The 21,715-nt window shown below is 73.8% G+C and carries 23 protein-coding genes; 20 read left to right on the forward strand and 3 right to left on the reverse strand.

Translation table 11 applies throughout. From position 1 onward, the window contains the following. The first annotated feature begins 93 nt into the window (after window positions 1-93). The 11 genes from pgeF to AC6CH9_RS13500 all read left to right on the forward strand — a co-directional run bounded on the left by pgeF (window position 94) and on the right by AC6CH9_RS13500 (window position 10,266). Window positions 94-837: a peptidoglycan editing factor PgeF gene (gene pgeF, locus AC6CH9_RS13450; protein WP_498155331.1), complete on the forward strand. Its 744-nt coding sequence runs from the start codon at window positions 94-96 to the stop codon at window positions 835-837. A 140-nt stretch (window positions 838-977) separates the two neighbouring features. Beyond that, window positions 978-1,463 carry a cell division protein SepF gene (locus AC6CH9_RS13455; RefSeq protein ID WP_047234000.1) on the forward strand — a complete coding sequence of 162 codons (486 nt, stop codon included), beginning with the start codon at window positions 978-980 and terminating at the stop codon, window positions 1,461-1,463. Between the two features lie 154 nt (window positions 1,464-1,617). Continuing rightward, entirely contained in the window at window positions 1,618-1,908 is a 291-nt protein-coding gene (locus AC6CH9_RS13460; RefSeq protein WP_498155332.1) for a YggT family protein, read from the forward strand. A 226-nt stretch (window positions 1,909-2,134) separates the two neighbouring features. Further along, window positions 2,135-2,803, forward strand: a complete 669-nt coding sequence (locus AC6CH9_RS13465; protein WP_498155333.1) for a DivIVA domain-containing protein — start codon at window positions 2,135-2,137, stop codon at window positions 2,801-2,803. 134 nt (window positions 2,804-2,937) lie between these two features. Beyond that, on the forward strand, window positions 2,938-3,399 hold the full coding sequence (locus AC6CH9_RS13470; RefSeq protein ID WP_047233998.1) for a TraR/DksA family transcriptional regulator: 462 nt from the start codon (window positions 2,938-2,940) through the stop codon (window positions 3,397-3,399). Window positions 3,400-3,468: 69 nt separating this feature from the next. Then, window positions 3,469-4,152 carry a signal peptidase II gene (locus tag AC6CH9_RS13475; RefSeq protein WP_498155334.1) on the forward strand — a complete coding sequence of 228 codons (684 nt, stop codon included), beginning with the start codon at window positions 3,469-3,471 and terminating at the stop codon, window positions 4,150-4,152. Further along, window positions 4,149-5,081 (forward strand): RluA family pseudouridine synthase, encoded by a 933-nt coding sequence (locus AC6CH9_RS13480; RefSeq protein WP_472864370.1) that lies wholly within the window; start codon window positions 4,149-4,151, stop codon window positions 5,079-5,081. Before AC6CH9_RS13475 ends, AC6CH9_RS13480 begins: the two co-directional genes overlap by 4 nt. Then, complete coding sequence (locus tag AC6CH9_RS13485) at window positions 5,078-5,599, forward strand: GNAT family N-acetyltransferase (protein WP_498155335.1); 522 nt, start codon at window positions 5,078-5,080, stop codon at window positions 5,597-5,599. Before AC6CH9_RS13480 ends, AC6CH9_RS13485 begins: the two co-directional genes overlap by 4 nt. A gap of 121 nt (window positions 5,600-5,720) precedes the next feature. Beyond that, entirely contained in the window at window positions 5,721-9,257 is a 3,537-nt protein-coding gene (gene dnaE / locus AC6CH9_RS13490; RefSeq protein WP_498155336.1) for a DNA polymerase III subunit alpha, read from the forward strand. 5 nt (window positions 9,258-9,262) lie between these two features. After that, window positions 9,263-9,778 carry an NUDIX domain-containing protein gene (locus AC6CH9_RS13495; RefSeq protein ID WP_498155337.1) on the forward strand — a complete coding sequence of 172 codons (516 nt, stop codon included), beginning with the start codon at window positions 9,263-9,265 and terminating at the stop codon, window positions 9,776-9,778. An 83-nt stretch (window positions 9,779-9,861) separates the two neighbouring features. Next, window positions 9,862-10,266 carry a pyridoxamine 5'-phosphate oxidase family protein gene (locus AC6CH9_RS13500; protein ID WP_498155338.1) on the forward strand — a complete coding sequence of 135 codons (405 nt, stop codon included), beginning with the start codon at window positions 9,862-9,864 and terminating at the stop codon, window positions 10,264-10,266. 8 nt (window positions 10,267-10,274) lie between these two features. Here AC6CH9_RS13500 and AC6CH9_RS13505 read toward each other — a convergent pair whose 3' ends face one another. Continuing rightward, window positions 10,275-10,511 (reverse strand): RNA-binding S4 domain-containing protein, encoded by a 237-nt coding sequence (locus AC6CH9_RS13505; protein WP_053371706.1) that lies wholly within the window; start codon window positions 10,509-10,511, stop codon window positions 10,275-10,277. A 119-nt stretch (window positions 10,512-10,630) separates the two neighbouring features. Here AC6CH9_RS13505 and hisD point away from each other — a divergent pair, with 119 nt between their 5' ends. Together hisD and AC6CH9_RS13515 are read left to right on the forward strand one after the other, a co-directional pair. Beyond that, window positions 10,631-11,956 (forward strand): histidinol dehydrogenase, encoded by a 1,326-nt coding sequence (hisD, locus tag AC6CH9_RS13510; RefSeq protein ID WP_498155339.1) that lies wholly within the window; start codon window positions 10,631-10,633, stop codon window positions 11,954-11,956. A 26-nt stretch (window positions 11,957-11,982) separates the two neighbouring features. After that, window positions 11,983-12,432 (forward strand): GNAT family N-acetyltransferase, encoded by a 450-nt coding sequence (locus AC6CH9_RS13515; RefSeq protein WP_498155340.1) that lies wholly within the window; start codon window positions 11,983-11,985, stop codon window positions 12,430-12,432. Between the two features lie 15 nt (window positions 12,433-12,447). Here AC6CH9_RS13515 and AC6CH9_RS13520 read toward each other — a convergent pair whose 3' ends face one another. Continuing rightward, window positions 12,448-14,697, reverse strand: a complete 2,250-nt coding sequence (locus AC6CH9_RS13520; RefSeq protein ID WP_498155379.1) for a RecQ family ATP-dependent DNA helicase — start codon at window positions 14,695-14,697, stop codon at window positions 12,448-12,450. Window positions 14,698-15,039: 342 nt separating this feature from the next. Beyond that, window positions 15,040-16,071 carry an alcohol dehydrogenase AdhP gene (adhP, locus tag AC6CH9_RS13525; protein WP_498155341.1) on the reverse strand — a complete coding sequence of 344 codons (1,032 nt, stop codon included), beginning with the start codon at window positions 16,069-16,071 and terminating at the stop codon, window positions 15,040-15,042. A gap of 467 nt (window positions 16,072-16,538) precedes the next feature. Between adhP and AC6CH9_RS13530 the strand changes: the two genes are divergently transcribed. From AC6CH9_RS13530 to AC6CH9_RS13560, 7 genes are all read left to right on the forward strand, one after another. Then, window positions 16,539-17,099, forward strand: coding sequence for a Rieske (2Fe-2S) protein (locus AC6CH9_RS13530; RefSeq protein ID WP_498155342.1), 561 nt, complete (start codon window positions 16,539-16,541; stop codon window positions 17,097-17,099). A 104-nt stretch (window positions 17,100-17,203) separates the two neighbouring features. After that, window positions 17,204-18,367 carry a histidinol-phosphate transaminase gene (locus AC6CH9_RS13535; RefSeq protein ID WP_498155343.1) on the forward strand — a complete coding sequence of 388 codons (1,164 nt, stop codon included), beginning with the start codon at window positions 17,204-17,206 and terminating at the stop codon, window positions 18,365-18,367. Next, entirely contained in the window at window positions 18,364-18,963 is a 600-nt protein-coding gene (gene hisB, locus AC6CH9_RS13540; RefSeq protein WP_047233989.1) for an imidazoleglycerol-phosphate dehydratase HisB, read from the forward strand. The genes AC6CH9_RS13535 and hisB overlap by 4 nt, the downstream gene beginning before the upstream one ends. Beyond that, window positions 18,960-19,472 carry a hypothetical protein gene (locus AC6CH9_RS13545; RefSeq protein ID WP_498155344.1) on the forward strand — a complete coding sequence of 171 codons (513 nt, stop codon included), beginning with the start codon at window positions 18,960-18,962 and terminating at the stop codon, window positions 19,470-19,472. The genes hisB and AC6CH9_RS13545 overlap by 4 nt, the downstream gene beginning before the upstream one ends. Then, window positions 19,469-20,146: an imidazole glycerol phosphate synthase subunit HisH gene (gene hisH / locus AC6CH9_RS13550; protein ID WP_498155345.1), complete on the forward strand. Its 678-nt coding sequence runs from the start codon at window positions 19,469-19,471 to the stop codon at window positions 20,144-20,146. Before AC6CH9_RS13545 ends, hisH begins: the two co-directional genes overlap by 4 nt. Window positions 20,147-20,229: 83 nt before the next feature. Then, the gene (priA, locus tag AC6CH9_RS13555) at window positions 20,230-20,961 is read left to right on the forward strand and encodes a bifunctional 1-(5-phosphoribosyl)-5-((5-phosphoribosylamino)methylideneamino)imidazole-4-carboxamide isomerase/phosphoribosylanthranilate isomerase PriA (RefSeq protein WP_498155346.1); all 732 of its coding nucleotides are present in this window, start codon (window positions 20,230-20,232) and stop codon (window positions 20,959-20,961) included. Continuing rightward, complete coding sequence (locus AC6CH9_RS13560) at window positions 20,958-21,698, forward strand: SseB family protein (RefSeq protein ID WP_498155347.1); 741 nt, start codon at window positions 20,958-20,960, stop codon at window positions 21,696-21,698. Before priA ends, AC6CH9_RS13560 begins: the two co-directional genes overlap by 4 nt. The last annotated feature ends 17 nt before the right edge of the window (window positions 21,699-21,715 follow it).

A 21,715-nucleotide genomic window follows, 5' to 3' on the forward strand; every position in this document is an offset into this window, starting at 1 on the left:
GGTGCTGACCCAGGGCCGATCCCGATGAGCACCCGGCCCGCGTCCGGCGGGAGGGATGGCGTCCTCGACGCCGCCCCTCCCGTCGTACTCGAGGTGGATCTCGGTCCCGGCGTGCGTGCCGGGTTCACGACTCGCACCGGTGGTGTCTCACCGGAGCCGTGGGACTCGCTCAACCTCGGCCTCAACGTGACCGACGACGCGACGCGCGTCCGGAGCAACCGTGCGCGCGCGTCCGCGTGGCTCAGGGCTCCGGTCGCCTTCTCCTCCCAGGTGCACGGCACGGACGTCGTGCGGCTCGGCTCCCCGCCCCGGGACGCTGACGGTGCGCCCGTCGACTCGGTGGGCGAGGCCGACGCGATCGTCGCGACCGCGCCGGGCGTGGGGCTCGGTGTGCTCGTGGCCGACTGCGTGCCGGTGCTCCTCGCGGACGCCGACGCGGGTGTCGTCGGGGTCGCGCACGCCGGACGACGCGGGCTCGCGCACGGCGTCGTCCCGGCGGTCCTCGAGGCGATGCGGGAGGCGGGAGCCCGGACCGGGAACGTCCGGGCCGCCGTCGGGCCGAGCGCGTGCGGGAGGTGCTACGAGGTCCCCGCGACGATGCGCGACGACGTCGCGCTCGCGCGGCCGGCCACGCGGTCCACGACCTCGTGGGGCACCCCCGCGCTCGACCTGCCGGCGGGCGTGGTCGCCGACCTGCTCGCAGCGGGGGTCGAGGACGTCGTGCACGTCGACGCGTGCACGATCGAGGACGACCGGTTCTTCTCGCACCGGCGCGCCGCTCGCGGCGGGACGACGACCGGTCGCTTCGCCGGGCTGGTGGCGTTGTCCGCCGCGTGACCGTCCCGGTCTCGACCTCCGGGTGAGGTTGAGGACCCCGGGCGTGTCGTCCCCGGATCGTCCGGCGCCCTCGGTTAGCGTGAACGCACCGGTCCGACGGCCGGTGGACCGACGGATCGATCGAGGACGGAGCAAGGCCCATGGCGGGAGCGCTGCGCAAGACCATGCTGTATCTGGGCCTCGCTGATGATCGCGGCGAGGACGAGCAGGACGAGTACGTCGACGAGCTCGACGAGACGGGGGCGGACGTGTCGCACGACTACCAGGCCCAGGTGACGCCGCTGCACCGCGCGCTCGGGCCGCGCGAGGTGCCGCAGACGAGCATGTCGGCCGCCGAGCTGCGCAGGATCACGACGGTGCACCCGCGCTCCTACAACGACGCGCGCGTGATCGGGGAGGCGTTCCGCGGTGGCACGCCCGTGATCATGAACCTGTCGGACATGGACGACGCGGACGCGAAGCGCCTGGTCGACTTCTCCGCGGGCCTGATCTTCGGGCTCCACGGAGCCATCGAGCGCGTCACCAACAAGGTGTTCCTGCTCTCGCCCGAGCACGTGGAGATCACCGGCGAGGAGCAGGCCGCCGCGCCGGCTCCCGGGCGCGCCGGGTTCTACAACCAGAGCTGACGACGTGCGGGGCGCGCCGCGCCCGCCGAGCACGCGCCCCGCGCACGGCAGAGAGGGACGGACGTGGCGACACGTCCGTCCCTCTTCTGCTGCGCGCACGGGAGGTGCGTGTCCCGTGCCCGGACGCGGGACGTACGTCTGGCACAGTTGACCCGTGATCTGGGACCTCATCACAGGGATCGTCGGATTCCTGCTCTGGCTCTACCTGCTGCTGCTCATCGGTCGGCTCGTGTTCGACTGGGTGCAGTTCTTCGCGCGCGACTGGCGACCGAGAGGCGTCATGCTCGTGGTCGCCGAGGTGATCTACTCGGCGACCGACCCGCCCCTGCGTGCGCTGCGCCGTCTCATCCCGCCGCTCTCGCTGGGGCAGGTGCGCCTCGACCTGGCGTTCATCATCCTCTTCTTCGCGGTGACGATCGCCGCGCAGGTCGTCTCGTCGCTCTGAGACGCACGTCACGCGCCCTGGGCGTGCGCCCCGCCGACCGTGGTGCGCTACGTCCGGTTCGCCCCGACCACGACCGGCCCGACGCCGGACCGTCACGTCATCCACACGGGCGCGCGGCGCGCGAACGCACGGCCGCTCCCGGCCCCCACGGGCAATCTCCGCTACTTTGGACTCTGGTGATCGCGAGGTCGCCCGGACCGACACGCAAACGCTATGAGGTGAACCGATGGCACTGCTCACTGCAGAGGACATCCTGAACAAGAAGTTCTCGGCGACGAAGTTCCGCGAGGGCTACGACGTCGAAGAGGTCGACGACTTCTTGGACGAGGTGGTGAGGACCCTCAACTCCGTGCAGGAGGAGAACGAGGACCTCAAGTCGAAGCTCGCTGCCGCGGAGCGTCGTATCGCCGAGCTCAGCCGGGCCGACGCGTCCAGCGCTGCGGTGCAGCCCGCCGTCGTCGAGGCGCCCAAGGCGCCCGAGCCGGAGCCCGCTCCGGTCGCACCGATCTCGCAGGCCGTCGTCGCGAAGAACGGCGCCGAGCCCGAGTCGGCGACCGGCATGCTCCAGCTCGCCCAGAAGCTGCACGACGACTACGTGCGCTCGGGTCAGGAGGAGGGCGACCGGCTCATCGCAGAGGCGAAGGAGGAGGGCTCGCGCATCGTGCGCGAGGCCGAGGAGACCTCGCACCGCACGCTGTCGCAGCTCGAGCAGGAGCGCTCGCTCCTGGAGCGCAAGATCGACGAGCTCCGCATCTTCGAGCGCGACTACCGCACGCGCCTGAAGAGCTACCTCCAGAACCTGCTGGGCGACCTGGACAACCGGGGCAGCGCCCTCCCGCCGCGGAGCAACGTCGGCGGGGCGAGCCGCACGAGCGACCTCGCACCCGGCATCTAGCACCAGCGTCGACCGTCCGGCAGCGGCCGGTACGCCTCGCACCTGCGTCTTCCCGCCTCGGCGGTCCGGCGTGGTGTGTTGTGCGTACCGGCCGCTGCGTCTACTCTCGCGTGACTCGAACTTGGAGGGGCGACATGACCAAGCTCACCACCGCGGCCCGAACGGCCGTGCGCGACCGATTCCCGAACCTCGCGAAGGACGTCAAGTCCTTCCCCGTCCGCGACGGGGAGGAGCCCTGGACCCTGCGGGAGGTCGAGGAGCTCGCCGCCGAGCTCCTCTCGGAGAAGGAGCGCCTGGAGGGGGAGCTGGCCTCCGCCGACGAGGAGCTCTCGAACCTGCTGCGACACTCCGGGGACGGGGCGGGCGACGACCAGGCGGACTCCGGCTCGAGCGCCCTGGAGCGCGAGCAGGAGCTGACCCTCGTCAACAACGTGCGGGACCTCCTCGCGCAGACGTCGCACGCCCTGGACCGCATCGCGGCGGGAACCTACGCGACGTGCGAGGAGACGGGCCTGCCGATCGGCAAGGCACGCCTCCAGGCGTTCCCGCGGGCCAACCTCTCCGTCGAGGCGAAGCAGCGCGCCGAGCGCCGCTGAGCTCCGTCCTCCCGTCGGTCGGGCAGGGGGCGCGCCGAGGACGGGGCCGACGTGGCAGACTTGCCGCCGATGTCCACCTCCGCGCGCCCCGAGCCCACCGAACCCGCTGACGCCGTCGCCGGCACCGATCCCGGCACCGCGTCCAGCACCGACACCAGCACGGCACACCGCGGTCCGCGGCGCGTGCTGGTGGTCTGGACCGTCGTCCTCGCCGCCCTCGTCCTGGTGCTCGACCAGCTCACCAAGTGGTGGGCCGAGTCCAGCCTGACGCTCGGCGACGACACGATCCCGCTCCTGGGCTCCCTCCTGGGACTCCGGCTCATCTACAACCCCGGTGCGGCGCTCTCCATCGCGACGGGGATGACCTGGCTCCTGACGATCGTCGTCGTCGCCGTGGTGGTCGTGATCGTGCGCATGGTGAGCCGGATCGGCTCGCGCGCCTGGGCGGTCGCGCTCGGGCTGCTCCTCGGCGGGGCGCTGGGGAACCTCGTGGACCGGTTCTTCCGGGAGCCCGGCTTCGCGCGCGGCCACGTGGTCGACTTCATCGCCTACGCGAACTGGTTCGTCGGCAACGTCGCGGACATCGCGATCGTCGCCGCCGCGGTGATGATCGCCGTGCTCTCGATCCTCGGCATCGGGATCGACGGGACGCGCCACGGGGGCGACGAGGCGCCCGAGGGCGACACCGGCACCCGGTCGGCGGCAGAGGCGACCCCGACGACGGCGCGCGCCGAGGACGAGGAGGATCGGTGAGCCTGCGCTCCCTCCCGGTCCCGGACGGCCTCGCGGGCGAGCGGGTCGACGCCGGACTGTCGCGCCTGCTCGGCCTCTCCCGGACGCGCGCGGCGGAGCTCGCGGCGGACGGCGCGGTCCGCCTCGACGGTCGGGAGGTCGGCAAGTCCGACCGGCTCGTCCCGGGGGCGTGGCTCGAGGTCGACGTGCCCGACGCCGCACCGGCGGCGGTCGAGGTCGTCGCCGAGCCCGTGCCGGGCATGGGGATCGTCTACGACGACGATGACGTCGTGGTCGTCGACAAGCCCGTCGGCGTGGCGGCGCACCCCTCGCCGGGGTGGACCGGCCCGACCGTCGTCGGCGCGCTCGCCGCGGCGGGCTACCGGATCTCCACGTCCGGCGCCGCCGAGCGCCAGGGCATCGTGCACCGCCTCGACGTCGGGACCTCGGGCCTCATGGTCGTCGCGAAGAGCGAGGTCGCGTACACGGCGCTCAAGCGCGCCTTCAAGGAGCGCACGGTCGAGAAGGTCTACCACGCGCTCGTCCAGGGGCATCCCGAGCCGACGACCGGGACGATCGACGCGCCCATCGGGCGTCACCCGAGCGCCGACTGGAAGTTCGCGGTGACCGCAGAGGGCAAGCCGTCGGTCACCCACTACGAGGTCCTCGAGATGCTGCCGGCTGCGTCGCTCGTCGAGGTACACCTCGAGACGGGGCGCACGCACCAGATCCGCGTCCACTTCTCGGCGCTGCGCCACCCGTGCGTGGGCGACCTCACGTACGGCGCCGACCCGGTGCTCGCCTCGCGCGTCGCCCTCACCCGCCAGTGGCTCCACGCCGTCCGCCTCGGGTTCGAGCACCCGACGACCGGGCAGTGGCTCGAGCTCACGAGCGAGTACCCCGACGACCTCGCGCACGCGCTCGAGGTCCTGCGGGGGGCGTACGCGTGAGCGACGACGTCCCCGGAACGCGCACGCGCCGGCTCGTCGTCGAGCGCGTGGTCGACGACGCCGGGCTGGCCGCCGCGCACGCGCTGCGGCTCGCCGTGTTCGTCGACGAGCAGGGCGTGCCTGTCGAGGAGGAGATCGACGACCTCGACACCGCGGCGACGACGACGCACGTCCTCGTCCGCGACCGCGAGCAGGACGGTGCGGTCGTCGGCACCGGTCGGCTCCTCACGGACCCGGCGCACCCGGGCGAGGTCCACATCGGCCGGGTGGCGGTGTCCGCGACCGCGCGAGGCGCCGGTGCGGGCGCCGTGGTGATGCGCGCGCTGGAGGAGATCGCGCTCGTCGAGCACGCGGTCCCGGGACCGGACGGACGCCGCGCCGTGCGCGTGCTCCTCTCCGCCCAGGTCCAGGCGATCGGCTTCTACGAGCGGCTCGGCTACGCCGTGTCCGGTCCTGTCTACCTCGACGCGGGCATCGACCACCGCGACGCCGCCAAGACCCTCACGACCGACTTCTGACACGCCTCGCGGACGCGGACCCCGAACCGGTCGAGGCTGCCGACGACGGCTGTGCGACGTGGCACACCGGAGAGCGCCGAAGGTGCCCGAGGGCGTGGGTGGGGCGACTTAGGATCGGTGCATGCCGACCGCCGCAGAGGACTTCGTCCACCTCCACGTCCACACCGAGTACTCGATGCTGGACGGCGCGGCGCGGATCGGGGACCTGTTCGACGAGGTCGAGCGGCTGGGCCAGAAGGCGATCGCGACGACGGACCACGGGTACGTGTTCGGGGCGTTCGAGTTCTGGTCCCGTGCGCAGGCCAAGGGCATCAAGCCCATCATCGGCGTCGAGGCGTACATCACGCCCGGGACGAGCCGGTTCGACCAGACGCGCGTGCGGTTCGGGCAGCAGGGGCAGGAGTCCGACGACGTCTCCGCGCGGGGTGCGTACACGCACATGACGCTCCTCGCCAAGGACAACGAGGGGCTGCACAACCTGTTCCGGGCGTCGTCGCTGGCGTCGCTGGACGGGCAGATGGGCAAGTGGCCCCGCATGGACCGGGACCTCCTCCAGACCTACGGCAAGGGCCTCATCGCGACGAGCGGCTGCCCGTCGGGGGAGATCCAGACGCGCCTGCGCCTCGGCCAGTGGGACGAGGCGGTCCGGACGGCGGGCGAGCTCCAGGACGTCTTCGGGCGCGAGAACTTCTACGTCGAGCTCATGGACCACGGTCTCGACATCGAGACCCGGGTCACGCAGGACCTGCTGCGCCTCGCGGAGACGATCGGTGCGCGGCTCGTCGCGACGAACGACCTGCACTACGTGCGCGAGGAGGACGCGTCGAGCCAGGAGGCGCTGCTCGCGATCAACTCCGGCTCGACGCTCGACGACCCGGACCGGTTCAAGTTCGACGGGACCGGCTACTACGTGAAGTCCGCGGCGGAGATGCGCCGCGTGTTCGCGGAGCTGCCCGAGGCGTGCGACAACACGCTGCTCATCGCCGAGCAGTGCGAGGTGTCGTTCGACACGAAGGCGAACTACATGCCGCGGTTCCCCGTCCCCGACGGCGAGGACGAGACGAGCTGGTTCGTCAAGGAGATCGAGCGCGGGCTGCACCGCAGGTACCCGAACGGGATCCCGGACGCGTCGCGCAAGCAGGCGCAGTACGAGACCGAGGTCATCATCCAGATGGGCTTCCCGGGGTACTTCCTCGTGGTCGCCGACTTCATCAACTGGGCCAAGGAGCAGGGCATCCGCGTCGGGCCGGGCCGTGGCTCGGCGGCCGGGTCGATGGCGTCCTACCTCATGGGGATCACCGAGCTCGACCCGCTGGAGCACGGCCTGATCTTCGAGCGGTTCCTCAACCCCGAGCGCGTGTCGATGCCCGACGTCGACGTCGACTTCGACGAGCGTCGGCGTGGAGAGGTCATCCGGTACGTCACGGAGAAGTACGGGGACGACCGCGTCGCCCAGATCGTCACCTACGGCACGATCAAGGCCAAGCAGGCCCTCAAGGACTCGGCACGCCTGCTGGGCTTCCCCTTCGCCATGGGGGAGAAGCTCACCAAGGCGATGCCGCCCGCCGTCATGGGCAAGGACATCCCCCTGTCGGGGATCTTCGACCCGAAGCACGAGCGCTACCCCGAGGCCGCGGAGTTCCGCCAGCTCCACGACACCGACCCGGAGGCGCAGCGCGTCGTCGAGCTCGCGCGCGGCATCGAGGGCCTGAAGCGGCAGTGGGGGGTGCACGCCGCCGGCGTCATCATGTCGAGCGACCCGCTCATCGACATCATCCCGATCATGCGCCGCCCGCAGGACGGCGCGGTCATCACGCAGTTCGACTACCCGACGTCCGAGGGCCTCGGGCTCATCAAGATGGACTTCCTCGGGCTGCGCAACCTGACGATCCTCGACGACGCGCTCGAGAACATCGAGATGAACGGCAAGGACCCGATCGAGATCGAGTCGTTGACGCTCGACGACAAGGCGTCCTACGACCTCCTGGCGCGCGGCGACACGCTGGGCGTGTTCCAGCTCGACGGCGGGCCGATGCGCGCGTTGCTGCGCCAGATGAAGCCGGACAAGTTCGACGACCTCTCGGCCGTCATCGCGCTGTACCGCCCCGGCCCCATGGGCATGAACTCGCACACGAACTACGCGCTGCGCAAGAACGGCCTCCAGAAGATCGAGCCGATCCACCCCGAGCTCGAGCAGCCGCTCGCGGAGATCCTCGACGAGACCTACGGGCTCATCGTCTACCAGGAGCAGGTGCAGCGCGCCGCGCAGATCCTCGCCGGGTACTCGCTCGGCCAGGCCGACCTGCTGCGGCGTGCGATGGGCAAGAAGAAGAAGGAGATCCTCGACAAGGAGTTCGTGCCCTTCCAGGCCGGCTGCCGCGAGCGCGGGTACTCCGACGGCGCGATCCAGGCGGTGTGGGACACGCTGGTCCCGTTCGCGGGCTACGCGTTCAACAAGGCGCACTCGGCGGGGTACGGCCTCGTCGCGTACTGGACGGCGTTCCTCAAGGCGAACTACCCGACCGAGTACATGGCGGCGCTCCTGCAGAGCGTGCGGGACGACAAGGACAAGCTCGCCCTGTACCTCAACGAGTGCCGGCGCATGCACATCACGGTGCTCCCGCCCGACGTGAACGACTCGGCGGCGAAGTTCACGGCCGTGGGCAACGACATCCGCTTCGGCCTCACGGGCGTGCGGAACGTCGGCGCGAACGTGGTCGACGCGATCATCCGGACGCGCGAGGAGAAGGGCGCGTTCACGTCGTTCACCGACTTCCTCGACAAGGTCCCGGCCGTCGTCTGCAACAAGCGCACGATCGAGTCGCTCATCAAGGCGGGCGCGTTCGACTCGCTCGGTCATCCCCGGCGCGCGCTGCTCGTCGTGCACGAGCAGGCCGTCGACTCGGTCATCAGCGTCAAGCGCAAGGAGGCCGAGGGGCAGTTCGACCTGTTCGCCGACTTCGGCGGCGACGCCGAGGACGGCATGTCGTTCTCCGTCGACGTGCCCGACCTCCCCGACTGGGACAAGAAGCAGCGGCTCGCGTTCGAGCGCGAGATGCTCGGCCTGTACGTCTCGGACCACCCGCTCTCCGGGCTCGAGCACGTGCTCACGCGGGCGGCGGACACCGGCATCGCGAACCTGCTCGCCGACGAGGGGCGCCCGGACGGGTCGACGGTCGTGATCGCGGGTCTGGTGACGTCGCTCCAGCGCAAGATGAGCAAGAACGGCAACCCGTGGGCGGCGGTGACCATCGAGGACCTCGAGGGCGCCGTGGAGGTCATGTTCTTCGGCGAGACGTACCTCGCCTACTCCACGATCCTCGCCGAGGACCAGGTGGTCGTGCTGCGCGGGCGCGTGCGGCGTCGGGACGACACGATGCAGCTCCAGGCCATGGAGGTGTCGCTGCCCGACATCACCGTGGGCGCGGAGTCGCCGCTCGCCGTGAAGGTGTCGCACACGCGCTGCGTGGAGCCGATCATCCTCCGCCTGCGGGAGGTGCTCGCGACCCACCCCGGGTCGGCGGAGGTGCACGTGCAGGTGCTCGAGCCCGGCAAGACGACCGTCGTGCGCGCGGGCGACGGGCTGCGGGTCGAGAAGTCTCCGGCGCTGTTCGGCGACCTCAAGGCCCTGCTCGGGCCGTCGTGCCTGGTCGGCTGAGGCAGATGACGAGGGAGGCCGTCGACCGCCCCGCTGGGAGGTCGTGGGACGACGGCTCGGCGTCGCACCGGTTCCGGGTCGTCCCCGCGGCGTACGTGCTGCTGCGCCGGGGCGGGGAGGTGCTGCTCCAGCTCCGGCGGGGCACGGGCTACCGGGACGGGTACTGGGCCGCGGCGGCGGCCGGCCACGTCGAGCCCGGGGAGTCGGTCGTGGCCGCCGCGGCGCGCGAGGCGCGGGAGGAGCTGGGCGTCGAGATCGCCCCCGCCGACCTGCTGCCCCTCACCGTGCTGCACCGCGGTGTGCCCGGAGGGCCGGCGCTCGAGCAGCGCGCCGACTTCTTCTTCACGGCCGAGGCCTGGGACGGCGACGCGGTGCTCCAGGAGCGGGACAAGGCGGCCGACCTGCGGTGGTTCACGCTCGACGAGCTTCCGGAGCCTGTCGTCCCGCACGAGCTTCACGTCCTGCGGGCGCTGCGTGCGGGCGTGGTGCCGCCGGTCATGACCTTCGGGTTCGACGCCTGACACCGGGCGACCGGCCGCGCACGCACCGGGTCCGGTGGCCGGGCGCCTGCGGCGCCCGGCGACGAAGCCGTAGGCTCGACGCCGTGATCCGCCTCAACCCCGAACAGCTCGTCTTCGTCACCGAGCGCCACCTGGCGACCCTCACCACGCTGCGCGCCGACGGCACGCCGCACGTCGTGCCCGTCGCCTTCACGTGGGACGCCGACGCGGGCGTGCTGCGCATCACGACGAACCGTGGGTCGGTCAAGGCCCGCAACGCTCGCCTCCCGGGAGCGGACGGCGGCGCCCCGAGAGCCGCGGTGTGCCAGGTCGAGGGCGGCCGGTGGATCACGCTCGAGGGCACGATCGAGGTCGTGGACGACCCGGACGAGGTCGCGGACGCCGTCGTGCGGTACGGCCGTCGCTACCGGGCGCTCTCGCCGAACCCTGAGCGCGTCGTGCTCCGGCTCACGCCGGACAAGGTCATGGCCTCGACCTACATGGCCTGACGGTCCGCTCAGGCGACGGTCGCGCTCTCGGTGCCCTGGGGGTGGTCGACCGAGACGACGTCGCCGCGGTGCAGCTGGCGGCCACGGCGCGTGTCGACCTCGCCGTTGACGCGGACCTCGCCCTCCGTGACGAGCTCGCGCGCCTCGGCGCCGGACTCGGCGAGGCCGGCGAGCTTGAGGAACTGCCCGAGGCGGATGACGTCGTCGGAGATCTCGACCGGGCGGGCGTCGTGAGGGGCGTTCATGCCGCCCATTCTCCCCGCTCGCGCCGGGTGGGCGCGACGTGGCGTGCCGCGACCTGCGCGGTGCGACCGGTGGGCGAAACGCCTCGTCGCGGGGTCGCGCGGGCTCCTAGACTCGACACATGATCACCCGCATCGATCTTCGAGGACGTTCCCTGTCCGCCCGCGAGCTCGTCGAGACCCTGCCGCGCGCAGAGCTCGGCGTCGAGGACGCGGCGCATCGGGTCGCCCCGATCGTCGAGGCGGTCCGCGCCCGCGGCGCGGACGCGCTGCGCGAGTACGCCGAGCGGTTCGACGGCGTGCGGCCCGAGCACCTGCGCGTCCCCGGTGACGCGCTCGTCGACGCCCTCGCACGCCTCGACCCGGACGTCCGGGCGGGACTGGAGGAGGCGATCCGTCGGGTGCGGCTGGTGCACGCCGCCCAGCGCCCGCAGGACTTCACGGTCGAGCTCGGGCCCGGTGCGCAGGTCCGCCAGCGCTGGGTGCCGGTGCGTCGCGTCGGGCTCTACGCTCCGGGCGGGCTCGCGGTCTACCCGTCGTCGGTGGTGATGAACGTCGTCGCGGCCCAGGAGGCCGGCGTCCGCAGCCTCGCGGTGGCGTCGCCGCCGCAGAAGGAGAACGGCGGACTGCCGCACCCGACGATCCTCGCGGCGTGCGCGCTGCTCGGCGTCGACGAGGTCTACGCGGTGGGCGGCGCGCAAGCCGTGGCGATGTTCGCGTACGGCGCGGCGGGCAGCGAGCCGCAGGACGGGGACGTGCTCTGCGAGCCGGTCGACGTCGTGACCGGACCGGGGAACGTGTACGTGGCCGCGGCGAAGCGGCTCGTCCGGGGCGTCGTCGGGATCGACGCCGAGGCCGGTCCGACGGAGATCGCCATCCTCGCGGACGGTACCGCCGACCCGGGACACGTGGCGGCCGACCTCATCAGCCAGGCCGAGCACGACCCGCTCGCGGCGGCCGTCCTCGTCACGCCGTCCGTCGAGCTCGCCGCCGCGGTCGAGGCGCGCCTCGCGGACCTCGTGACGGCCACGAAGCACGCCGCGCGCGTCGCGCAGTCCCTCGCCGGTCCGCAGTCCGCGATCGTGCTCGTGGACGACCTCGAGCACGGTCTCCAGGTGGTCGACGCCTACGGCGCGGAGCACCTCGAGATCCAGGCGGACGGCGCCGCGGCGCTCGCCGAGCGCGTCACGAGCGCGGGCGCGATCTTCGTCGGCCCGTGGTCGCCCGTCTCGCTCGGCGACTACATGGCCGGGTCCAACCACGTGCTCCCGACCGGTGGCTGCGCGCACTTCTCGAGCGGCCTCGGGGTGCACAGCTACGTCAAGGCGGTCCAGGTCGTCGAGTACGACCGCGAAGCGCTCGAGGAGCTGGCCGACCGGATCGTCGCCGTCGCGAACGACGAGGACCTCCCGGCCCACGGCGAGGCGGTGCGGGCGCGGTTCCTGTGACGGGCGCGCGCGAGGACCGTGCGCCGGTGCGGCGTGCGGTCCCCCGCGACGCCGACGACCTCGTCGCCCTGCGCGTCCACCTCATGCGGGCGATGGGGGAGGTGGACGCCGAGGACGCGGTGTGGCAGCACCGGGCCAGGGAGTGGTTCGCCCGGATGCTCGGCTCGGACGACGTCGTGACCTTCGTCGTCGACGGACCGGGCCAGGTCGAGGCGTGCGCGCTCGTCGAGCTGCACCGGTCGGTGCCGTCCGCGCGGAACCCGCACGGCACGACGGCGCACCTGTCGAACGTCTGCACGGTGCCCGGAGCGCGGGGGCAGGGCTACGCGCGCGCGTGCGTCGTCGCGGCCCTCGACTGGGCGCGCGCGAGCGGCGCCGACTCGGTCTCGCTCCATGCCACGGCCGACGGCGAGTCGCTGTACCGCGCGCTGGGCTTCGTCGACACGACCTACACGGAGCTGCGCCTGCGGTGGTGACGCGCCCTCGCCGCCTCAGCGCACGCCGAGGACGAACGGGTGCACCGCCGCCGCGCCGGCCTGCCGCAGCAGGCGCGCCGCGACCGTGAGCGTCCAGCCCGACTCGGTGTAGTCGTCGACGAGGAGCACGCGGCGCCCGGCCAGCCCGGTCCGGGCGGGGTCCGACAGCTCGAGCTGCAGGCGGCCGGCGACACCAGCGAGGCGCGTCGCGGAGTTCACGTCGTGGCGCCCCGGCTCCTCGCGCCCGGGGACGGGACCGACGGCGCCGATGAGGGGCTTGCCGAGATAGCTCGCGAGCCCGTTCGCGAGGTGGAAGGTGAGGCGCGGGCGGGTCACGGAGCGCACCGCGACGACGCCGTCGACGAGCAGCCGCCGCTCCGGCGCGCTCGCCGCGCCGTCCTCGTCGGCGTTCGCACCCGGCGCAACCTCTGGGGCGGCCTCGTACAGCTCCGGCCACTCGTCGAGCACCCGTGCGGCTGCGCGCCGGAGCGCGACGGGCGTGTCGCCGTCGGGCGTCGCGGGGGCGAAGAGCTCGCGCAGCGGGGCGGACCAGCCGAGCCCGTCGAGCCGCGCGACGGCGCGCCCCGTCTCCGCGAGCTCGTCGGCGCCGAGGCGACCGCGCAGGTCGAGCCCCAGGCGGTCCATGCCGCTCGGCCACTGGCGGCGTGCCACGACCTCCACCCCGGGGCGGTCCATGTCGGCGCGGGCGGCGGCCACGGCCTCGGCGTCCGGGAGCGCGGGCAGGGTCACCCCGCCGCACGTGTCGCAGCGCCCGCACCGCCACCCGTCCTCGAGCTCCGGGTCGTCGAGCGCGGCGCGCAGGAACGCCATGCGGCACCCGTCCGTCGCCTCGTAGTCGAGCATCGCCTGCTGCTCGGCCGTGCGCGTCGCGTCGACGCGCTCATAGCGCTCCGCGTCGTACGTCCACGGCTCGCCCGTGGCCTCCCAGCCGCCCTTGACGCGCCGGACGGCGCCGTCGACGTCGAGCACCTTGAGCATGCCCTCGAGGCGTGACCGCTTGAGGTCGACCTGCGTCTCGAGCTGCGCGACGGACTGCGTCCCGCCCGCACTCAGCGCGTCGAGCGTCGTGCGGACCTGCGCCTGCGGCGGGAACGCGGTCGACGCGAACCACTCCCAGATGCGCCGGTCCTCCTCGCCGGGCAGCAGCACGACGACGGCGGAGTCCACGCCACGGCCCGCGCGCCCGACCTGCTGGTAGTAGGCGATGGGGGAGCTCGGTGCTCCGAGGTGCACGACGAACGCGAGGTCGGGCTTGTCGAAGCCCATCCCGAGCGCCGAGGTCGCCACCAGCGCCTTGACCCGGTTCTCCTTGAGATCCTCCTCCAGGCGCTCGCGCTCGGCCGGGTCCGTCTGGCCCGTGTACGACGCGACGGCGAGGCCCGCGGCGCGAAGCTGGCTCGCGACCTGCTCGGCCGCGGAGACGGTGAGGCAGTAGACGATGCCCGAGCCGTCGACGTCCTGGAGCGCCTCGACGAGCCACGCGACGCGCGTCGGCTGGTCGGGCAGGCGCAGGACGGCGAGGTGGAGCGACTCGCGGTCGAGCCCGCCGCGCAGGACGAGGACGTCCTCGTGCCCGGCCTCGCCGCCCGTGCCGCCGGCGGCGTGCGCCGCCGTCACGCCCAGCTGCTCGGCGACGTCCGCGGTCACGCGCGCGTTCGCCGTCGCGGTCGTCGCGAGCACGGGGATGCCCGGCGGGAGGTCTGCGAGCAGCGTGCGGATGCGCCGGTAGTCGGGACGGAAGTCGTGACCCCAGTCCGAGATGCAGTGCGCCTCGTCGATGACGACGAGTCCGGCGTCGGCCGCGAGCCGGGGGAGCACCTCGTCGCGGAAGCCCGGGTTGTTCAGGCGCTCGGGCGAGCAGAGCAGCACGTCGACCTCGCCGGCCGCGATCGCCCGGTGGACGTCGTCCCACTCCGTGACGTTGGCCGAGTTGATGGTCACGGCCTTGATGCCCGCGCGGGCCGCGGCCGAGATCTGGTCGCGCATGAGCGCGAGCAGCGGGGAGACGATGACGGTCGGCCCGGCGCCGCGGTCGCGCAGCAGGCGCGTGGCCACGAAGTACACCGCGGACTTGCCCCACCCGGTGCGCTGCACGACGAGCGCGCGGCGCCGGAACGCCACGAGCGCCTCGATCGCACGCCACTGGTCCTCGCGCAGCACCGCGCCGTCGCGCCCGACGAGCGCGCGCAGCGCGGTCTCGGCGTCCTCGCGCAGCGACTGCCCGTCGAGGAGGCCGCGCAGCATCGCGAGCTTGGCCCGCTTGGCGGCCTCCCCGCCGTCGGGCGCCGCGGCGGGGGCACCTCCGTCGACCGGTGCCGCTGCGCGCGACCCGGCGACCGCGGGCTGCTCCGTCTCCCGCGCGGGCCCCGACGGAGCGGCCCCGGCCCACGGGTCGCCGAACGGGTCTGCGGGCTCGTCGAGCGGCGGCTCGTCGGCCGGGTCGAAGGGCAGGTCGGCGTACGGGTCGGTGGGGCTCACCCGCACGATCGTAGGCGCACCCGCCGACCCTCGGGTCGTCGTGCACAGGCCGCGGCCCGCGGACCCCGGGGACGGGGTCGCGGGCCGCAAGAGCGAGGGCGCAGGACGTCAGGAGCGCATGTCCATGACCACGCGACCGTCGATCCTGCCCTCCTCCATCTCGGAGAAGATCGCGTTGATGTCGTCGAGCGGGCGCACCGTGTACGTCGGGCTGATCTTCCCGCGGGCGAAGAAGTCGAGCGCCTCCGCCATGTCCTTGCGGGTCCCGACGATCGACCCGCGCACGGTCAGCCCGAAGAGGACGGTCGTGAAGATGTCGAGCGGGAACTTCTCCGGCGGGAGCCCGACGAGCGAGACCGTGCCGCCGCGGCGCAGCGCCCCCACGGCCTGGGGGAACGCGTGCGCGTTGACGGCGGTGACCAGAGCGCCGTGGACGCCGCCGCCCGTCTGCTCCTGGATCTCGGCCGCGGCGTCGGGCGACGTGGCGGCGTTGACCGTGACCTCGGCGCCGTGCTTGCGCGCCAGGGCGAGCTTCTCGTCGTCCACGTCCACGGCGGCGACGCGGCGGCCCATCGCGAGCGCATACTGCACCGCGATGTGCCCGAGGCCGCCGATCCCGGAGATCAGCACCCACTCACCGGGCTGCGTGTCCGTCACCTTGAGCCCCTTGTAGACGGTGACGCCGGCGCACAGGATCGGGCCGACGGCCGAGAGGTCGACCCCGTCCGGGACCACCGGGCAGTAGCGCGAGTCGACCAGCATGTACTGGCCGAACGAGCCGTCGACCGAGTAGCCGCCGTTCTTCTGGTTCGGGCACAGGGTCTCCCACCCCGTCTCGCAGTACTCGCACTCGCTGCACGCGCTCCACAGCCATGCGTTGCCGACCGTGTCGCCGACCTGGACGCGCGTCACCTGGTCACCGACCGCGACCACCGTGCCGACGCCCTCGTGGCCGGGCACGAACGGCGGTGCGGGCTTGACGGGCCAGTCGCCGTGCGCGGCGTGGAGGTCGGTGTGGCACACGCCGGTGTAGTCGACCTTGACCAGGGCCTCGTGCGGTCCGGGGGTGGGGACCTCGACCTCGTCGACGCGTAGCGGGTCTGCGAAGGAGCGGACGACGGCGGCACGCATGGTGGGCATGACGATCACCTCGGTTCTCGGGGAGAGTGGCGGCCGGGCCGTGCCGGTGGTCCTGCCTCGTCCTCGACGCTACGCGCGCCGGGGAGGGTCGGCACGGTGAGCGGCGGCATCGACGACTCAGGGCCGCGCGGCTCGCGTCCTTCGCCTCTCCACGACGAGGGCGACCGGCGACCACGACGACCCGCTCGCTCACCGCAGCGAGGACCCGCTGCGTCCCCCCGACGGTCTCGTGCACGCCGAAGAAGCCCACGGCACCCACGCACCGAGCGCTCGGCCCTCGCGCACGGGTGGTGTCGGCGGCCCCGGGGTCATGGACATCGTCGTCGTCGCCTCCGCCCGGTGCGGTCGGGGGGCGTGCCCCGCACCGCGGTGCTTCACTGGAACCGCCCGACGGCGACGTCCCGCACGCCGGGCGGCCCGGGCGGGTCGAGGCCCGTCCGCCCACGCACCGCGCAAGGAGGCCGGACATGGACGCACCGCACCCCGCCGTCCCCCCGGGCGACGCGGTCGACACCCGCGGCGGCACTCTCGACGCCACCCGGGTCCGGCGCCCCGGCCCGGTCCTCCGCGTCCCGCGCGGCGCGACGCCGACGCGACGGGTCGTCCTCGCCGGGTCGGGAGCGGGTGCCGCGCTCGCGCTGCTCGCGGCGTGCGGCGGTGGCGGGCCCACGGGGGCGCAGAGCGACGGGACGAGCGGCGGCGAGGGCTTCGAGGGCGGCGGGCCCGACGTCGGACCCGGGAAGGCGCTCGCGAGCGTCGACGACGTCCCGGTCGGCGGGGCGCTCGCGGTCAGCGTGGACGGCGCGCCGCTGCTCGTCACGCAGCCCGAGGAGGGGACGTTCGCGGCCTTCAGCGCGATCTGCACCCACCAGGGGTGCACGGTCGCGCCCGGGGACGGCGAGCTCCTCTGCCCGTGCCACGCCTCCCGCTACGACCTCGCGACCGGTGCCGTGCTCGGCGGTCCTGCGCCGTCGCCTCTGCCCGAGGTGCCCGTGACGGTCGACGGCGGCGAGGTCACCTCGGCCTGACGCGGCGACCCGGGCCTGCGCGGTCCGCGTGTGGCGGCGGGCGCCGCTGCCCGCGTGCCGGACGTCACGGACGTCGGTGCGCGCGCGGTTCGTAGACTGTCCGGGTGACCCCACCCTCCGTCGCGGGACGGCCCCTGCTCCCGCTGCGCCCCGAGCTCGCCGGCGTCGAGCCGTACGGCGCGCCGCAGCTCGACGTCCCGGTCCTGCTCAACGTCAACGAGAACCCGCACGCGCCGAGCGAGGCCGTCGTCGCGACGATCACGCAGGCCGTGCGCGACGCCGCCGCGGGCCTGAACCGCTATCCGGACCGCGACTTCCTCGGGCTGCGCGCCGACCTCGCGGCGTACCTCGGCGCGGAGTCGGGCGTCGCGCTGGGGGCGGACCAGCTCTGGGCCGCCAACGGGTCGAACGAGATCATGCTCCACGTGCTCCAGGCGTTCGGCGGCCCGGGACGCACCGCCGTCTCCTTCGCGCCGACGTACTCGATGTACCCGGAGTACGCGCGCGACACCCACACCGCGTGGGTCGTCGGGCGCCGCGCCGAGGACTTCACGCTCGACCCCGAGCACGCGCGCGAGGTGGTCGCGCGCGAGCAGCCCTCCGTCGTCCTGCTCGCGAGCCCCAACAACCCGACCGGCACCGCGCTTCCCGCCGCGACCGTCGAGGCGGTCTGCGAGGCGGCGCTCGCGGTGCGCGTCCCGCTGCCCGACGGGCAGGAGGCGCCGGCCGTCGTCGTCGTCGACGAGGCGTACGGCGAGTTCCGCCGCACCGGGACGCCGTCGGCGCTCGAGCTGCTCGAGCGGTACCCGAACCTCGCGGTGACGCGCACGATGTCCAAGGCGTTCGCGCTCGCGGGCGCCCGGGTGGGCTACCTCGCGGCGTCGCGCGAGCTCGTCGACGCGCTCCGGGTCGTCCGCCTCCCCTACCACCTGTCGGCCGTGACCCAGGCGGTCGCGCGCGCGGCCCTCGCGCACTCCGGGGAGCTGCTCGCACAGGTCTCGGAGCTGCGCGAGCGCCGCGACGAGACCGTCGCGTGGCTGCGGTCGCTCCGGCACCCGGACGGCCGCCCGCTCGACGTCGCCGACTCGGACGCCAACTTCGTCCTGTTCGGCACGTTCGAGGACCGGCACGCGGTCTGGTCGGCGATGTTGGAGCGGGGCGTGCTCATCCGGGAGACTGGTCCCGACGGCTGGCTGCGGGTGTCGATCGGCACCGGCGAGGAGATGCGGGCCTTCCGACAGGCCCTCGTGGAGGTGGCAGGACTGTGAAGCGCACCGCGCGCATCGAGCGCGCGACGTCCGAGTCGAGCGTGCTCGTCGAGCTCGACCTCGACGGCACCGGACGGACGGAGATCTCGACGACCGTCCCGTTCTACGACCACATGCTCACGGCGCTGGGCAAGCACTCGCTCATCGACCTCAAGGTCGTCGCGACGGGCGACACGCACATCGACGCGCACCACACGGTCGAGGACGTCGCGATCACGATCGGCGAGGCGCTGCGCGTCGCGCTCGGCGACAAGGCGGGCATCGGTCGCTTCGGCGACGCGACGGTCCCGCTCGACGAGGCCCTCGCGCTCGCGGTCGTCGACGTGTCCGGGCGACCCTACCTCGTGCACTCGGGCGAGCCGGAGGGCCAGGAGTACCACCTCATCGGCGGGCACTTCACGGGGTCCCTGACGCGCCACGTGCTCGAGTCGATCGCGCACCACGCGGGCATCTGCATCCACGTGCGCGTCCTCGCTGGTCGCGACCCGCACCACATCGTCGAGGCGCAGTTCAAGGCGCTCGCCCGCGCGCTGCGCGCCGCGGTGGCCCCCGACCCACGCGTCGAGGGCGTCCCGTCCACGAAGGGGGCCCTGTGAGCACGCACGGCGACGACGCGCTGGACGGCGTCGAGATCCCGGACGACCTCTCGTCCCTGACCGGCCCGGCGCGGCCCGACCTCGTCGCGCTCATCACGCAGATCGCCGGGGCCGAGCCCCTCGCCGCCGCGTGCTCGCTCGCGCAGGTCGAGGCGGACGTCGTGCCGACCGACGTGGGCGCCGTCGCGGTCCTGCGGGACACGGCCGGTGACGCGCCCGCGCACGCCGCCGCCGCGCTGACCACGCTGGTCAAGGGCGTCCCGCTCGTGCTCGTCGAGCGCAGCGGCGAGCAGCTCACGATGACGCGCTGGGCGGACGGCGCGCAGGGCGACCGCCTCGCGCCGGGCCTCGTGCTCGGCGGCGCGCCGGAGGCGCTGGAGGACCTGCTCACCGGCACGACGACGCTCGCCGACCAGGACGGCGTCGTCGCGAGCTCGTCGATCTCCCGCTGGAAGGCGATGCGCCTGCTCACGTCGGCGGCCCGCCGCGCCCGGAAGGACGGCGCATGAGCGAGCCGGCGACCCGCGAGACGTCGGGCGCACGACGCCCGTCCGTCGTCGTCCTCGACTACGGCTTCGGCAACGTCCGCTCTGCCGTGCGCGCGCTCGAGCGCGTCGGTGCGGACGTCGAGCTCACCGCGGACCGCACGCGCGCCCAGGAGGCGGACGGCCTCGTCGTCCCGGGCGTCGGCGCGTTCGCCGCGGTCATGGCGGGCCTGCGCGGCGTCCGCGGCGACGAGCTCGTCGGCCGCCGCCTCGCCGGCGGCCGCCCTGTGCTCGGCATCTGCGTGGGCATGCAGGTCATGTTCGAGCAGGGCGACGAGCACGGCACCCTGACCGACGGGCTGGGGGAGTGGGCCGGCCTCGTCGACCGGCTCGAGGCCGACGTCGTGCCGCACATGGGCTGGGACACGGTCGACGTCCCTGAGGGCAGCGTGCTGTTCCGCGGCGTCGAGGACGAGCGCTTCTACTTCGTCCACTCCTACGCGGCCCGCTCTTTCACGACGGGTCAGGACCTGCCCGCGGACTCGCCGATCCGGCGACCGCTCGTCACGTGGTCCGACCACGGCGGCCGCTTCGTCGCGGCCGTCGAGAACGGCCCGCTGTCCGCCACGCAGTTCCACCCCGAGAAGTCGGGCGACGCCGGCGCGACCCTGCTCGAGAACTGGGTCCGCTCGCTCTGACCGTCTGCGCACCGAGGCACACCGCCCGGCGCGCACCACCCGGCGCGAGCGACGCGCCACCGCCTACACCGATGGAGACCCTCGTGACCGACCGCCTCGTGCTGCTCCCCGCCGTCGACGTCGCCGACGGCCAGGCCGTCCGCCTCGTCCAGGGCGAGGCCGGCTCCGAGACCTCGTACGGCGACCCGCTCGCCGCCGCCCTCGACTGGCAGTCGGGCGGTGCGGAGTGGATCCACCTCGTGGACCTCGACGCCGCGTTCGGCCGCGGCTCGAACGCGGAGCTGCTCGCCGACGTCGTCGCGCGCCTCGACGTCCAGGTCGAGCTCTCCGGCGGGATCCGCGACGACGCGTCGCTCGAGCGGGCGCTCGCCACCGGCGCGCGCCGCGTCAACCTCGGCACCGCGGCGCTCGAGAACCCCGGGTGGACGGCGAAGGTCATCGCGGAGCACGGCGACGCGATCGCCGTCGGCCTCGACGTGCGCGGCACCACGCTCGCCGCGCGCGGGTGGACGCAGGAGGGCGGCGACCTGTGGGAGGTCCTCGACCGCCTCGAGGCCGCCGGGTGCGCGCGCTACGTGGTCACGGACGTGACCAAGGACGGCACGCTGCGCGGGCCGAACCTCGATCTCCTGCGCGACGTCGCCGCGCGCACGGACGCGCCGGTCGTCGCATCGGGCGGCATCTCGAGCCTCGCCGACCTCGAGGCGCTGCGCTCGCTCGTCCCGGCGGGCGTCGAGGGTGCGATCGTGGGCAAGGCGCTCTACGCGGGCGCGTTCACGCTGCCCCAGGCGCTCGACGTCGCGGGCCGGCCGTGACGGTGGGCCCGGACTCCCCGGGCAAGGCGCTCCCGCCGTCGTCCGGGTTTGCGGGCGACGACGGGTCGGCCGACCCGGCGCTGGCCGCGCTGCTCGACACCTACGCCGGCGGATCGGCGTCGCTCGCCGACGTCGTCGCGCGGCTCGCCGACACGCGCGTCCTCGTGCCGATCCTCGCCGAGCTCGACAGCGCGGGGGAGGGCGAGCACGGGCACACGGTCGACAAGGAGGCCTCGGCGGGGGTCGTCGCGATCGAGGCACCGGACGGGCGTCGCGCGCTCCCGGTGTTCACGTCCGTCGCGGCGATGGCGGCGTGGCGCGCGAGCGCGCGGCCCGTGCCCGTGGACGCCCGGCGGGCGGCGCTGTCCGCCGTGAGCGAGGACTGGTCGCTGCTCGTCCTCGACCCGGGCGGACCGGTGACGGCGCTCGTGCCGCGCCCGGCCGTGTGGGCGCTCGCCCAGGGCAAGGACTGGTCGCCCGCGGTCGTCGACGGGACCGTCGTCCCCGAGGTGGTCGCCGCGGTCCAGGGCGCCCTCGCCGGGATCCCGCACGTCGCGCGGGTCTGGGCGGAGCCGGGACGGCGCGCCGAGGTGGCCGTCGTGCTGCGCATCGACGCGGGGCTGGACCGGGCGGGGCTCGACGCCGTACTCGGTCAGGTCAACGCCGCGCTCGCGACGGACGCCGTCGTGTCGGAGCGCGTCGACGGGCTCGAGCTGCGGGTCGGTCGCGCCGACTGACCAGTCCCGTTGCGTGA

The sequence above is a fragment of the Cellulosimicrobium sp. GQ32 genome (genome assembly GCF_059758455.1).